This window comes from Uruburuella suis, assembly GCF_004341385.1.
GTDB lineage: Bacteria > Pseudomonadota > Gammaproteobacteria > Burkholderiales > Neisseriaceae > Neisseria > Neisseria suis.
Genome location: NZ_SLXE01000002.1, coordinates 109215 through 121335, shown reverse-complemented (window position 1 = coordinate 121335; position 12121 = coordinate 109215). Strand labels below are relative to the sequence as shown.

Here is a 12121-nt window from a genome sequence, read left to right as displayed (position 1 = left end):
CGGCATTTCACTTGTTTTCCGACTTACTGCCCGGTTGGGAAAATGCCCCCCACTTTTACAAAGCGGCAATACACATCCACGCAAGGCGTGTTCGGTTTGAAAGTATTATCAGAGCCGAAAGCGGTGATCGGCAAAACCAGCGGGTAGGTTGGGTTGATAAGCCCAACAAATCCACAAGCCGTCTGAAACGTTGGGTTTATCAACCCAACCTACGCTTCGGCCAAACCTGAATTGGCCAACTTTATTCAGGTAGCCTTAAGGCCGTCTGAAATGAAAACTAATATTATATCCAAGGAGTAATCACATGACCCAATCCCGCATCACCACCCCTTACGGCATGCGCACCGATGCCAACGATATTATCAAAGACGTAAACCTTGGCGGCAAACGCGCGCTGATTACCGGCGCCGCTTCCGGCATCGGCATCGAAACCGCCCGCGCACTGGCGCTGGCCGGCGCAGATGTGACCATTGCCGTGCGCAATGTCGAAGCCGGGCAGAAAGTGGCCGCCGATTTGGCCGCAGCCACCGGCAACCCCAATATCCATGTGATGGCGCTGGATTTGAGCGACTTGGCCAGCGTAGAAGCGCTCGCCCGCGCCTGGCAAGGGCCGCTGCATATTTTAATCAACAACGCCGGCGTGATGGCCAGCCCGCTGTCGCGCTCGCCGCAAGGCTGGGAGAGCCAGTTTGCCACCAACCACATGGGCCATTTCGCGTTGGCTTTGGCCCTGCATCCGGCGATGAAGCAAGAGGGCGCACGGCTGGTGTCGCTCAGCTCTAGCGGCCACCACATCAGCCCGGTGGTGTTTGAAGACATCCAATACGACATCCGCCCCTACGATGCCTGGACGGCTTACGGCCAATCGAAAAGTGCCAACGCACTCTTCGCCGTAGAAGCTGCCCGCCGCTGGGCAGCCGACGGTATTTTTGCCAACGCCGTGATGCCCGGCGCGATTCACACCAATCTGCAACGCCACAGCGGCGAATTGGTGTCGCCGGAAGAATATTGGAAAACCCCGCAACAAGGCGCCGCCACTTCCGTGCTGGTGGCCGCTTCACCGCTGCTCGAGGGCGTGAGCGGGCGCTATTTTGCCGACTGCAACGAAGCCGAACCGATTGTCCGCGCCAGCGGCAACCCGTTTGACGAAATGTCGCTGGTGGCACACTGGGCACTCGACCCCGCCTTGGCCGAGCGCTTGTGGAATGTATCGCTCGCTTTGCTGGGCAAGGCCTGATTATCCCGAGCGCGGGCAAACCTGCTGATTGTGCAGCATGCAGCCCATCGATGCTGTGATGCCTGTTCAAACAAATCACCTGACTGCGCTGCCGGCCTGCCTTGCCGCATGTGCAAACCGTCTGCGGCTCGCCGCTTCGGCAACTTACTTTGTTTGAATGAGTATAAAACAAGGCCGTCTGAAAGCTTTTCAGACGGCCTTGTTTTATTTGAGTAAGCGCTATCGGTTTTGCATTATTTTGGCTGCGATCATATCCTTCTCCGCCAGCAGAGATTGGCAAGCCCCTGTTTTGCAATAAGGAAAGTGTAGGTAGTGTCACCGCCTGCTTTGGTATCAAAATGCTTAATTCGGTATTCGGTATAGTAAAATGTGCAGTGTTTGAAGAAAGCTGAATAGTTTGTGTGGAAATGGGCAAAATAAAACCCCTTGGTGGCCAAGGGGTTGGAAGGGTAACTGGTGGAGGCGGGGTCTACGGGAAATAGGGCGTAACTTTCTGATTTTATTGATTTTCATTTTTTGGGTATTGGAAATATTACCCCAAGAATTACCCCATAACTGCTTGGTAGGGGTATTTTTTTACTGCCGTTGCCGCCTTATCGGTACACCCATCATAGCGGTTTTTCGGGGGCGGTATCAAGTGCGCTTTTTTTGGCTGCCGCTGATTTCTGAAAGTAGGGCGGGATGCGCTGCTAAGAGTTGCAATAACACTTTGGCCGCGCCGCTGGGTTTGCGTCTGCCTGTTTCCCATGCGGCGATGGTTTGGGGTGATACCTGTATCAGTTCGGCCAGCTCTTTCTGCGTGGTGGTGTGCAATGGGTGCTTGTGTGGCAGTTTGATGCGGTGGCGGATGGCGTGGATGTCGGCAGGGGTCATGCTGGGCTTTCCTGCTTTTGGTCGCGCCATGCTGTGTATTCTTCAAAATCAGGGGCGACAAACTCGATAACGGTCGGCATGTTGCTGTAATTAATGCTGTGGCCGTTGCTGGTGTGGTCGATAGCCTGCTTTTCGTTGTAGCCGTGGTTGGCCAACATCAGCTTGGCAATACCCGCGTTGAAATCGCCTTGCAGGCCGCCGTTAATCAGCATGACTTCTTGGCGGCATTTGATGCGGTCGAGTATGTCGGCCATTTCTTCGCTTTGGTCGGCATAAGCGGCAAGGCTGCTTTTGCTCTTGCCAAGATAAAGGGCTAGCCCGCTGATGGTGGGCAGGGCTTCGCTGTTTTCTGAAAAGCCGCTATCGGCATAGTGGGCGGCCATTTTTATCAGCGCTTCGGTTAATTCGGTGGGGCGGCTCATGCTGCATTTTCTGTGTGGTGTTTGCTTCACATTGTAAGGGTTTCTATGCCCGTTAGAAAGCGGTGGTGGGCTGTTTGCAAAGACAGCCCCATGAAAGAGCCGTTTTAGTGTGTTTTAGCGTGGCTTGATGGCTGGTGGTAGTGGTGGGCTGCCAAGAGGTGAAAGTCGCTCTGCGAAGCTTGCAGGCAAGCGGCAATACGGGCGGGGTATAGCGAGAGAACGGCACCGCAACAGGCTGCACGAATGTTGATGAATGTTAACATCAAATCCGAAATTGAAAGCCGCCTGAATGTTCAGACGGCCTTGTTTTGCTGGCGCTTCATACTTCCAGCAATAAATCGGCGCTGATGTGCAAGCCCTTGTGCAGTTTTTTAATCATGGTCAGGCTTAACGGGCGTTTGCCGCTCAATACCTCGGAAACTTTAGACGGGCTGCCAAGATAGGCGGTCATGTCTTTGGCGGTCAGGCCGTTTTGTTCCATGCGGAATTTAATAATATCCAGCGGGGTAACTTCGCTGGTGTCGATTTTGTAGTGCTTGTCTTCGTAGTTTTTTACCAACAATGCCAGCATTTCAAATTCTTCTGCTTCGGCTTCGGTCATTTCGTTTTGGCTGCCAAGCTCAAGCAGGCGCTCTAGCGCGGCTTCGTTTTGGGCTTCGGTTTTAATCAGGCTGTATGTCATGGTTTCTCTCCTAAAATGATTTCTTGTCATATTCTGCGTGTGTGCCTACCCATTCGATAATCAAACGCCCTGCCGCATAAACAACCACGGCTATCAATCTGAAATGGTTGCCGCGTATGTTGAAAATTACTCTGTTTCCTGCCAAGAAGTCGGCGGATTGATACACGGCTTTAATGTCTTGCGGGGTCTGCCAGTCTTCGCGTTCTACATCAGCTATCCATCTTGTCAGGGCTTTCCTGCTATCGGGGTGTTTGCGCCTAAATTGCTCAAGTTTGCCTTTGCCTAGTATTTCCATTTATCCGCTTTCCTGTTTTGGGAATTATACCCCTCATTTTCCCGTTTTGGGAATTAATTTACTGTTTTCACCCAAAACACCGTATAGGGATAGAAAAAGTGGTTGGTATGGTTGGTATGTTGCCATGAATCGCTGAAACCCGCATGGATAAAGGCTTTCCGCATGGCAACCATGATTAAGAATGGTTGGTATGGGTTGGTATGTTTATTTTTGAATGTTTTAAGTTGTTGATTTTAAAGTCATACCAACCATACCAACCACATACCAACCTAGATTTTGTTAGGTTGCCATGCCGAAACCCGCATGGATAAAGGCTTACAGCAATCATACCAACCATACCAACCTAAAAATCGTTTTTCTCGCGTGTAGCAATTTTTAAATTCAACAATCAGGCTTATTTTCTATTGATTGTTTCCTATTTGGAAATCATGGCTGTTTTCTTGACTGGGTTTTGACTGGTGGCCGTCTGAATCTCTGGTCTGTTTTCTAATTTGGGCGGCAAGGCGGTAAAGCGGCTGTTTTGGGCGCATTTAATGGCGGGGGTAGGGCTTAGGCCGTCTGAACGGAAAGGCGGCTTAAATCGCTTGTTTCGAGGATTGGCGGCGGTCGATAAAAAAACACCAGCGGCGGTGCTGGTGTTTGGGTTTGATGCCGTCTGAAACGGCGGGGCGGTTATTGCGCTTGGTTGTCGTCTGTTTCGGGCGGCTCTATGCCCTCCAATACGAAGAAGCGGCCTTTACCGTATTTCTTCTGCTTCCAGCCTTTCCCGCTTGGCTTTACCAGCCAGCCGATTTCATGCAAGACGGTGCAGACTTTTTGCGGTTCGAAGCTTTGGCAGATTTCGCTTTCAAACACGGCGGGAATAATCCAGTATTGCGGCTCGCCGTCTTTGGTGGCGGCTTCTTTGCGATAGCCTGCATGCCCGTTATTGGTGTGGGGGTGCTGGCTGTTCCAGCCGATAAACCGCAATGAATCACCGTATAACTGCATAAAATCAACACCCTGTTTAATAATCCGCCTGTCTTCAAATTTGCCTGCGCCTGCTTTTGCCAGCCATGCGTCAAAGCATTGTTTGATACCTGCCATGCCCACACCGGCGGGCAAGCCTGTTACAGGGGCGGCCAGTTCAATAGCGGCGGCAACAAGGGCAAAGCGCAAGGCCACTCTTCGGGCTTGTCCGCTGCCCAATTCGGGCAAGGTAGCCATAAAGGCGTTAATGCGTTCTTTGGTTTGGGCGGGGGTGTTTTCGTCAATCAAGCAGACAAAGGCGCGGCCTGCTGTGCCGTGGTGGTGGGCGGCGGCCTGTTGCAGATGTTCGCTCAATTCTGCCCCGCCTGCATGGCCGTGCAAGGTGTCGTAAATGCCGTATCGGGCAAAGGCGGGTATAGACGGCAGACGGGTGGCGTGGCCTGCGTTCCAGTCTTCTGTGTCACGCAAAATGGCTTCGGGTGTTTTTTCGCCCGTGGAAAGCAGCAACACGCGCCAGCGGCTCAATGCCCGATTACCGCCGTCTTTTGCGCCTTGTATTTTGTTGGTGCCGTTCATCACGCTGTAAACGGTGTCGCCTATCACGTTGCGTTTGGCTTGGCTGATTTCGTCCAACACCAGCAAGCCGTCATTTCGGGCGGCGGCCAAATTGTCGAAGCCGTGGCTTGTGCCTTTCCATGTGACTTTAGTGCCTTCGGGATTTGCCCACACACTCAACGAAACCAGCGCGGCGGTGGTTTTGCCGTCTGAACTGTCGCCATACAGGTGAAAGCCGCCGCTCTCTGCTTTGATTAAGGGCAACAAGGGCGCTGCAAAAGCCACACCAAGCGCAAGGCACAAGCGGCTATTCCCTGCTGCGTATTGCGCTATTTCGGCCTGCCATTCTGCAAGGCTGCCTGATGGCTGATAAGCGGCGGCTTGGCTTTTATCACCGTGATAAATCACCTTGCCGCCTTGCTTATCGGGTTGGATGATTTCACCGCTGGGCAGGATATACGCGCCATCGTGCCAGCCTGCTTTATTGGTGATGGTGTAGCGCTCTTTGCTGCCCTCTGTTTGCAGATAATCGGCCAGCCGCTCACGCTTTGCCCTGCCTGAATAAACGGTGATGCCCCACGACTGCAAGCGCTGAAAGCCTTGATTGCTGCCAATGTCGGCGCTGGGAATGGCGGCGGTTTTGCTTTGGCGGGTGAGCTTGTCGCGGTATTGAATCACACGGTAATAATGGCCGCCTGCGTCTGTGCCGCTGCCCACAAGCTCGATAGGGTCGGCAAGGCGCATAGGCTCGGCTTCCACCGTTTCACCGTCAACGGTTTTCACGCCAATGTAAAACACGCCCTTGTTATTGCACACATAGCGCGGCTGGATGGCAAACGGCTCTGTTTCGGCGGCAATGTCTATCATGCCTTTGCTTTCGGCTTCTGTAACGGCTGCATTAATGCCGTCTGCAAGCGTTTCACGGGCGGGGGTGACTTGTGGCGCCTTTACAATACTGCCTATCAACACAGGGCGCTTGCCGCTGCTTTTGCTGGCGTTTTCTGATACAATTTCATTTGTATTCATGGTGTTTCCTTTGTGGGGGAATGCTGCTTTCAAGGCCGTCTGAAACTTTTCGGGCGGCCTTTTTCTTGCCGGGTTTATTCGTGGTCTTCAGACGGCCTTTAACTGCTGCGTGATTGCCCATGCTGGCCGTTTACGTCTGTTCAATTCGTCCAGCGCATCGGTGTTTTCTTCTTCAGGCTGCCATATGCGCACTTTGATGCCCTGCTTGATGGCTCGCACGGCTAGGCTGTGGGCGGCTTCGTAGCCAACGGGGCTAGGGCTGTCGTGGTCGGCAACAATCAGCAATTCTTGCAGGCCATCGGGCAACACCAGCGATTTCATGCCGTTGGCGCTCAAACAAGCCCACACGGGCAAGGCGAATAACTCATGCGCCGCCAATGCGGTTTCTATACCCTCTGCCACACACAAGCGGCCTTGTTCGTCCATCGGGTAAAGCTGCACCGCTGCGCCTTTCAGGCTGCCTGAATGGCGGCTCTGCATTTTCTTGGCGGGCATCTCTTCGCCTGTTTCGGGGTGATGAATATTCAGTTTGCTGAATGTGGGCGTGTGATGGCCGTTGTCACCCATCGGTTTAACCCATGCTGCTTTCAGGTAGGTTTGGTGCAAGCCCTGTATCTCGCCGTCAAGATTGCAGATGGCGGCCAGCATCACGGGGTGTCTGCCTATCGGCTTGAATTTGCCGTCTGCAAGCTGCACCCAATAAGGCAATTCGGCATAACGTATCATTTGCGGTAAATCGTCTTCCGCCTCCAAGCCCCTACCGCGTAAATAGGCTGCTATGGGGTCTATTTTGCTCATAGATTGCGATTTACCCCAAAGTGACACCAGCTTAACCTGTTTGTCTTGAATGCGCTCTGTGGGCTTCTTTTCGGCCTTAATGGCGATTTCTGCTTTCGGGGCGGCATCTATCAAACCCAAAACACCAGCCACATGAATCAGGGCGGTGGCAAAGTCGCAATCAAGCAGGTGCATCACCAAGTGAAAACCGTCACCGCCGCCATTGCCATAGTGGCTGCAAATGAATGTGCCTCGCCCGTCTTTATCGTCGAAACGAAAGCGGTCAATCCCACCGCAAGCAGGGCAGGGCTGGTGTTGGTTGCGCAAGCTTTCAGACGGCACACCCAGCGCGGTTAAGATACCGTGCCAGCGGTGTTGCGCAGCGGCGCGGATGGTGTCGGCGTTAATGCTCATGGCCTGCCCCTTTTGTTATCTGTATGGCGGTTTGTGCAGCCAGCTTGGCTAAAAAAACTTCTTGCTCACGCATGGCTTCGGCAAAGGCGGCGGCTTGGTGTTGATGTTGCTCAATGGCGGCCTTTGCCTGCTCTAAAACGGTGGTGGGGTCGTGGCCGTCTGCCAAGTTGTCAATCAGGGTGGAAAGCATATGGTTTGCACCAAAACATTCAGCCGCTATCAAACCTGCCAGCGGCTTGATTTCAGCAAGCTGCCGTTTGTTCATGCGCTTGATGTTGCCTGATACTTTGGTTGTTATCTTGGTGTGATACAGCCCATCGGTGTAGGTTTTCATCGCTCAATCTCTTTCTTTCTGCCATTCAGGTAGCCTTGCCGTCACCACTCCGAAAAACACCGTTTAGCGGTAAATCAAGGGCTTGCCTGTTTTCTACGGCTGCAATCTCCCTACCAATGCGGCTTAAGGCGCATCGGCGGGGATTTATTCGGGGGATTTATTCGGCTTGGCTGCCGTGGATTTGCGGATAAATCGGCTCGCGTGGATTCACACGCTGATACTGCCAGCCTTTTTCATGGCAATAAGCCATAGCGGCGGCTTCTGCCTGCTCTTCGGTATCGGCGGTAAATGGCCGCCAACCGTTTTGCTGCCAAACGGTATCGGGGCGCAAATGATACGGCGGCAATACGCAAACGGTGTAGCTGGTTTCGATTGCGCCATCATCAGGGAAGTAGCTTTCTTTGCGGCCATAAGCGGGGGCAATTTGATTTTGATTCATGGTTACACCGCCTTTCTTTCGATTTTAAACAGCTCTTTTACCTGCCCGATAATGCGGATTTGATGCGGCTCTACCGTGTGGCTCGGATAGGCGGGGTTATCGTTGATTACCCATAATTTGCCCGTGGTGGCCGCGCCTATGCGGCAGATTGCAGGGGGATAGTTGCCATTGTCGAGTAGATACAGGCCGTCTGAATTTTTGCCGATTCGGGCGGTTTTTTCGTTCATCTCATGCGCTCCCTTAGCTATTGGCGGCTTGTTGTGCCAGCCATTGCTTCACTTCACCAGCCACATAGAAGCGGCATTTCGTGCCTGTGATTTGGCGGCTCTTCGGAAAAATGCCTTGTGCTTCCAATCGGCGGATTTGACTGCCTGACAAGCGCGTAATCCCACGGCGATTTTTCACTTTGCTGGTTTCCAATTCGGCCATTGTTAATTGCGCATCATCGGAAAGATTGTTGAGGTTGATTTGCTGCATGGTTTATCTCCATCCGTTACAGCCAGCGGGTTGCTGGTGTTTCTCATGCGCAAAAAGATACCGCCCTCGTGGGGCGGCTTTTCCGATTTCGGTTTTTAGTTTTCCGATTTCGGTAAATTAAATTGCTGTTTTCTGTTTTCTTGCTATTAAGTCGGGCAATCCATCAAGGTATTTTTTTACTGTTTCAGAATCTATGCTAACTCCAAGCGCTTCAATTTCTCGTACTATTTCAGATGAGACGCCTCTTTTCTTAGGGTCGATTCCTGCTTTTGAACATAATCCAGCAATAATTATTAGCATTGAATTTCTAGTGCTTGAATTTTCAGGGTTAGAATCTCTATGATTTAGCCCTTGTATATATTTTCTGAAATCTATTAAATCGTCCTGCGAGCAAACAAAATTAGCAGCTTGAAAATCATTTATCCCTCCTGATGGATAGTGCCACGGCATACTAATACCACTTTCATTCTCCTTATATCGAGTGGCTTGAACTGAATACAAATCTCCTTTTTCGTCCAGCGCAAAAAAACCATCAATATCTATCAAGTCGGGCGTTTCCATGCCTTTTTCTTGGCAAAGTAGGAAATCTATATCAAGTTTTTCATTGCCATACATCGCCAATTTAAAAATACCACCTACACGGCATTCTTCATCTCGTGCATACACTTTGCCATTAGGTAGAAATAATGCGCTGCTGGTAAATTCGCAAACAGGTAGTTTGCTAAGAAATAATTCAAATGCTGTTTCTTCGTCTTCTTTTCCCAATGCTTTCTCATACTCGGCAAATAGTTCATGTACATAAGGATACTGTTTTGTTCCAAATTGTTTGTCAAGCGATAATCTTAGCATTACAGTTTGAGAGTCAATTAATTGTTTTTTATGACTTTCAACATCATCAATGTTGCAAATATATTTATATTTAATTGCTGTTTCGGGGGCGCTGAATCTTATTGATAATTGTAAATGCCCCTCTAGACAAACCTGATAAACATCTCCTATTGACACGTCATCATCAAAATCCATGCTTAGACTTTTTGCCGTTTCTTCAATAGTTAACCACTTTTTTAATTTAGAAAAATTTATCATTGTTGAACCTTGCATAGGCCGTCTGAAACCTTGTTAACTTGCTTGGTATCCAAATTCAGTAACCATCAATTCTTGGTTACTTGCTTGGATACCACTTGGATACCGCCCATAATTTCCACATTTAAATATCTGCTTGATGCTGTCTGAAAAGCCTGCAAGATTTAATCTCAATCCGCTTTCAGGTAGCCTTACCCTGCATACTCAAACGGATTAAGCAGCTTTGCCCCTGTGCGTTCAAAATCGGCTGTGTTGCGCGTTATCAGCGTGTAGTTGTGCTGTATGGCCGTTGCGGCTATCCAAGCATCGTTATCAGGGGCTTTATCGGGTATGTGCAGCTTGGCGCATATGGCGGCGGTGGCTTCGTCTATGGGCAACACGCGGCCAGCAAATGCGGGTTTGACAACATCATTCAGCCATTGCCGCAATATCGTGCCTTGCTGGCTGTTTTTGCGCTCTATGCCAAGAATGCCCCGCTCTAGTTCCATCATGACAATGGCGCTGGTGTACAGGTTGTTGCTGTCGGTGTGTGCCAGCCATGCGGTCGCGCGCTTGTCGGCTTTATCGGGGCGGCGTGTTTGGCTAATAATGTTGGTGTCGAGCAGATACATATTCAGTCTTCCCCAAACTCAACAGGGCGGCGGTGGGCGGTGCTTCGCGGCGGTATATCCAGCTCTATATCGGCCATTGCTTCGGCAAGGGCGGGGGCGGCTGTAAGCGCTTCTAACGCGCTTTGCGGCTTGCCTGCCAGCTTTTGATAATCGGCATAGCTCAATAGCACATGCACCAGCCTGCCCCTGTTGGTGATAAACACAGGGGCTTTGTCGGCTTCTTTTTGTGCGCGGTTGGTGTGCTGGTTGAATTCGCGGCTGTTCATGGTGTAGGGCATGGCGGCGGCTCCTTTGCTTTGATGTTTCTACATGCCCGATTATTCTACAATATGCCAGCATGTGCAAATGGCAATAAAAACACCAGCGGCGGGGGCTGGTGTCGGCTGATTGATTGGCGTTATGCAATGGCCTGTATGCCTTTGGCCTTTACCAATGAAAGCAGCTTTAAGGCCGCGCCGCTTGGTTTCTTTATGCCCCGCTCCCATTCCGAAACTTGGTTTTTACTGATATTCAGATAAATGGCGAATGCCGCTTGGCTCAATGCTTCTTTTTCGCGTATGGCGCGTATGGCTTCGCCGCTCAATGGTTCGATTTCGGTCAAACAGGATTTATCAAATTCCCGCATGGTGGTTTTGTCGATTACGCCCACTTCGTGAAGCCCCTGCATGGTTTCGTGAAGCATTGCGCTGATTTCGCTTTTGTATTTCATGGCTGAATCTCCGTTAATGTTTCGTTCGATTTGGCGGCGGGGCTGGTGTTGTGCTTTCAGACGGCCTTTTATCGGGCTGTATCGGGGTAGGTGCTAAATTCGTTGTTATCGCCGCTTAAAAGCGCCATTAACCTAGGGTGGATAAACAGCTTGTCACGCCCAATCGTGATTTCATTCAATACGCCGATTTCAGCCAATGCCTGTAAATACCTTGATGCGGTTTGCCGTTTGGCAATGCCTGTTTTTTCAAGGTTGGCAATGCGGGTATAGGGTTGTTCAAACAGCAAGGCCACAAGCTCATGACTGTAAACAGTCGGCAAGGCCGTCTGAATATAATTGCGGGTATGTTCTGCCAGCTTCTTGATGGCTTCGATTTTGGCTATCGTCCATTTTGCAGTATCTTCTACCCCTGCCAGCATGTATAAAATCCATGCTTCCCAATTGCCGTTTTCGGTTACGTCCAGCAAAAGGCGGTAGTAGTCTGTTTTGTGTTCAATGATATAGCGGCTCAAGTATAGAATCGGCAAGCTAAGCAGCCCCTTTTCAATCAACAGCAAACTGTTCAATACGCGGCCTGTACGTCCGTTGCCGTCTGAAAAGGGGTGTATGGCTTCAAACTGGTAATGTGCTATTGCCATAATTATCAGCGGGTCAAGGTCTGTACTTTGGTGTATAAACCGCTCCCAATCGGCTAATTTTTCGCGTATTAACTGCTCGCCTGTAGGCGGGGTGTAAATGGTGTTGCCGCTGCCATCGGCGCGCAAAGCTGTGCCGATTGTTTGGCGGATTTCCATATTACGGCCTTTGATTTCGCTGCATACCAGTTTGGCGGTTTGCGTACATAGCGGCTTAATGTCGAGTGACTGAAAGCCTGAAAACAATGCGCTTCGGTATCGCATGGCTTCCTTGGTTGCAGGGTCTGCTGCTTGGCTTTCTGTTTGCATGTATTGAAACAGTTTATCGGTGGTGGTGATGATATTTTCAATTTCCGAACTTGCCCGTGCTTCCATGGTGGGCAAGGTGTTAATCAACATGCTTTGATTAGGGATTAATTCAGCGGCCTGCTTCAGTTCTGCCAAGGCGGCGCGGGCATTGATGCACTGTTTTAATACAGCCTTGCTTTCAATATCGTGTTTTGGCGGCAAGGGTGGTAAATGGTTGTAGGGCTGTTCTGCATTCCAAGTATTCATGTTTATTAAATGGCAAAAAATAAAGATG

The 12121-nt window shown here is 50.6% G+C and carries 17 protein-coding genes; 2 read left to right on the top strand and 15 right to left on the bottom strand.

All coding sequences use genetic code 11. The features are described from left to right. Positions 1-304 precede the first annotated feature (304 nt). Positions 305-1237, top strand: coding sequence for an SDR family NAD(P)-dependent oxidoreductase (locus tag EV680_RS01480; protein WP_132952472.1), 933 nt, complete (start codon positions 305-307; stop codon positions 1235-1237). A gap of 633 nt (positions 1238-1870) precedes the next feature. On the opposite strand, the gene EV680_RS01475 is transcribed toward EV680_RS01480, so the two are convergent. Together EV680_RS01475 and EV680_RS01470 are read right to left on the bottom strand one after the other, a co-directional pair. Beyond that, positions 1871-2110, bottom strand: a complete 240-nt coding sequence (locus EV680_RS01475; protein ID WP_132952470.1) for a helix-turn-helix domain-containing protein — start codon at positions 2108-2110, stop codon at positions 1871-1873. Next, complete coding sequence (locus tag EV680_RS01470; RefSeq protein WP_132952468.1) at positions 2107-2532, bottom strand: terminase small subunit; 426 nt, start codon at positions 2530-2532, stop codon at positions 2107-2109. The genes EV680_RS01475 and EV680_RS01470 overlap by 4 nt, the downstream gene beginning before the upstream one ends. Positions 2533-2727: 195 nt before the next feature. Here EV680_RS01470 and EV680_RS12210 point away from each other — a divergent pair, with 195 nt between their 5' ends. Continuing rightward, positions 2728-2880 carry a terminase small subunit gene (locus EV680_RS12210; RefSeq protein ID WP_132952541.1) on the top strand — a complete coding sequence of 51 codons (153 nt, stop codon included), beginning with the start codon at positions 2728-2730 and terminating at the stop codon, positions 2878-2880. Here the strand turns inward: EV680_RS12210 and EV680_RS01460 are convergent. From EV680_RS01460 to fic, 13 genes are all read right to left on the bottom strand, one after another. Then, the gene (locus EV680_RS01460) at positions 2852-3214 is read right to left on the bottom strand and encodes a helix-turn-helix domain-containing protein (protein WP_132952466.1); all 363 of its coding nucleotides are present in this window, start codon (positions 3212-3214) and stop codon (positions 2852-2854) included. The genes EV680_RS12210 and EV680_RS01460 overlap by 29 nt on opposite strands. Positions 3215-3224: 10 nt before the next feature. Then, positions 3225-3509 (bottom strand): type II toxin-antitoxin system HigB family toxin, encoded by a 285-nt coding sequence (locus EV680_RS01455; protein ID WP_132952464.1) that lies wholly within the window; start codon positions 3507-3509, stop codon positions 3225-3227. A 672-nt stretch (positions 3510-4181) separates the two neighbouring features. After that, the gene (locus tag EV680_RS01450) at positions 4182-6059 is read right to left on the bottom strand and encodes a DUF927 domain-containing protein (protein ID WP_243650316.1); all 1878 of its coding nucleotides are present in this window, start codon (positions 6057-6059) and stop codon (positions 4182-4184) included. Positions 6060-6146: 87 nt separating this feature from the next. After that, a complete protein-coding gene (locus EV680_RS01445) occupies positions 6147-7250 on the bottom strand; it encodes a toprim domain-containing protein (RefSeq protein ID WP_132952462.1) in 1104 nt (367 codons plus the stop codon). Next, entirely contained in the window at positions 7240-7584 is a 345-nt protein-coding gene (locus EV680_RS01440; RefSeq protein ID WP_132952460.1) for a hypothetical protein, read from the bottom strand. Before EV680_RS01440 ends, EV680_RS01445 begins: the two co-directional genes overlap by 11 nt. A gap of 157 nt (positions 7585-7741) precedes the next feature. Then, positions 7742-8023 (bottom strand): hypothetical protein, encoded by a 282-nt coding sequence (locus EV680_RS01435; protein WP_132952458.1) that lies wholly within the window; start codon positions 8021-8023, stop codon positions 7742-7744. A gap of 2 nt (positions 8024-8025) precedes the next feature. Continuing rightward, a complete protein-coding gene (locus EV680_RS01430; RefSeq protein ID WP_132952455.1) occupies positions 8026-8250 on the bottom strand; it encodes a hypothetical protein in 225 nt (74 codons plus the stop codon). Between the two features lie 13 nt (positions 8251-8263). Further along, complete coding sequence (locus tag EV680_RS01425) at positions 8264-8500, bottom strand: helix-turn-helix transcriptional regulator (RefSeq protein WP_132952453.1); 237 nt, start codon at positions 8498-8500, stop codon at positions 8264-8266. 117 nt (positions 8501-8617) lie between these two features. Continuing rightward, on the bottom strand, positions 8618-9586 hold the full coding sequence (locus EV680_RS01420) for a hypothetical protein (protein ID WP_132952451.1): 969 nt from the start codon (positions 9584-9586) through the stop codon (positions 8618-8620). A gap of 188 nt (positions 9587-9774) precedes the next feature. Beyond that, positions 9775-10194 carry a type II toxin-antitoxin system VapC family toxin gene (locus EV680_RS01415; protein ID WP_132952449.1) on the bottom strand — a complete coding sequence of 140 codons (420 nt, stop codon included), beginning with the start codon at positions 10192-10194 and terminating at the stop codon, positions 9775-9777. Between the two features lie 2 nt (positions 10195-10196). Continuing rightward, positions 10197-10472 carry a type II toxin-antitoxin system prevent-host-death family antitoxin gene (locus EV680_RS01410; RefSeq protein ID WP_132952447.1) on the bottom strand — a complete coding sequence of 92 codons (276 nt, stop codon included), beginning with the start codon at positions 10470-10472 and terminating at the stop codon, positions 10197-10199. 119 nt (positions 10473-10591) lie between these two features. Then, a complete protein-coding gene (locus EV680_RS01405) occupies positions 10592-10903 on the bottom strand; it encodes a helix-turn-helix domain-containing protein (RefSeq protein WP_132952445.1) in 312 nt (103 codons plus the stop codon). A 68-nt stretch (positions 10904-10971) separates the two neighbouring features. Continuing rightward, positions 10972-12093 (bottom strand): protein adenylyltransferase Fic, encoded by a 1122-nt coding sequence (gene fic / locus EV680_RS01400; protein WP_132952442.1) that lies wholly within the window; start codon positions 12091-12093, stop codon positions 10972-10974. Positions 12094-12121: the final 28 nt, after the last annotated feature.

Bases quoted from the DNA above. Each gene is read 5' to 3' on its own strand.
- EV680_RS01450 (WP_243650316.1), bottom strand. From the start codon at position 6,059: ATGAATACAAATGAAATTGTATCAGAAAACGCCAGCAAAAGCAGCGGC.
- EV680_RS01475 (WP_132952470.1), bottom strand. From the start codon at position 2,110: ATGACCCCTGCCGACATCCACGCCATCCGCCACCGCATCAAACTGCCA.
- EV680_RS01470 (WP_132952468.1), bottom strand. From the start codon at position 2,532: ATGAGCCGCCCCACCGAATTAACCGAAGCGCTGATAAAAATGGCCGCC.
- EV680_RS01460 (WP_132952466.1), bottom strand. From the start codon at position 3,214: ATGACATACAGCCTGATTAAAACCGAAGCCCAAAACGAAGCCGCGCTA.
- EV680_RS01435 (WP_132952458.1), bottom strand. From the start codon at position 8,023: ATGAATCAAAATCAAATTGCCCCCGCTTATGGCCGCAAAGAAAGCTAC.
- EV680_RS01410 (WP_132952447.1), bottom strand. From the start codon at position 10,472: ATGCCCTACACCATGAACAGCCGCGAATTCAACCAGCACACCAACCGC.
- fic (WP_132952442.1), bottom strand. From the start codon at position 12,093: ATGAATACTTGGAATGCAGAACAGCCCTACAACCATTTACCACCCTTG.
- EV680_RS01430 (WP_132952455.1), bottom strand. From the start codon at position 8,250: ATGAACGAAAAAACCGCCCGAATCGGCAAAAATTCAGACGGCCTGTAT.
- EV680_RS01455 (WP_132952464.1), bottom strand. From the start codon at position 3,509: ATGGAAATACTAGGCAAAGGCAAACTTGAGCAATTTAGGCGCAAACAC.
- EV680_RS01405 (WP_132952445.1), bottom strand. From the start codon at position 10,903: ATGAAATACAAAAGCGAAATCAGCGCAATGCTTCACGAAACCATGCAG.
- EV680_RS01445 (WP_132952462.1), bottom strand. From the start codon at position 7,250: ATGAGCATTAACGCCGACACCATCCGCGCCGCTGCGCAACACCGCTGG.
- EV680_RS01440 (WP_132952460.1), bottom strand. From the start codon at position 7,584: ATGAAAACCTACACCGATGGGCTGTATCACACCAAGATAACAACCAAA.
- EV680_RS01420 (WP_132952451.1), bottom strand. From the start codon at position 9,586: ATGATAAATTTTTCTAAATTAAAAAAGTGGTTAACTATTGAAGAAACG.
- EV680_RS01415 (WP_132952449.1), bottom strand. From the start codon at position 10,194: ATGTATCTGCTCGACACCAACATTATTAGCCAAACACGCCGCCCCGAT.
- EV680_RS01480 (WP_132952472.1), top strand. From the start codon at position 305: ATGACCCAATCCCGCATCACCACCCCTTACGGCATGCGCACCGATGCC.
- EV680_RS01425 (WP_132952453.1), bottom strand. From the start codon at position 8,500: ATGCAGCAAATCAACCTCAACAATCTTTCCGATGATGCGCAATTAACA.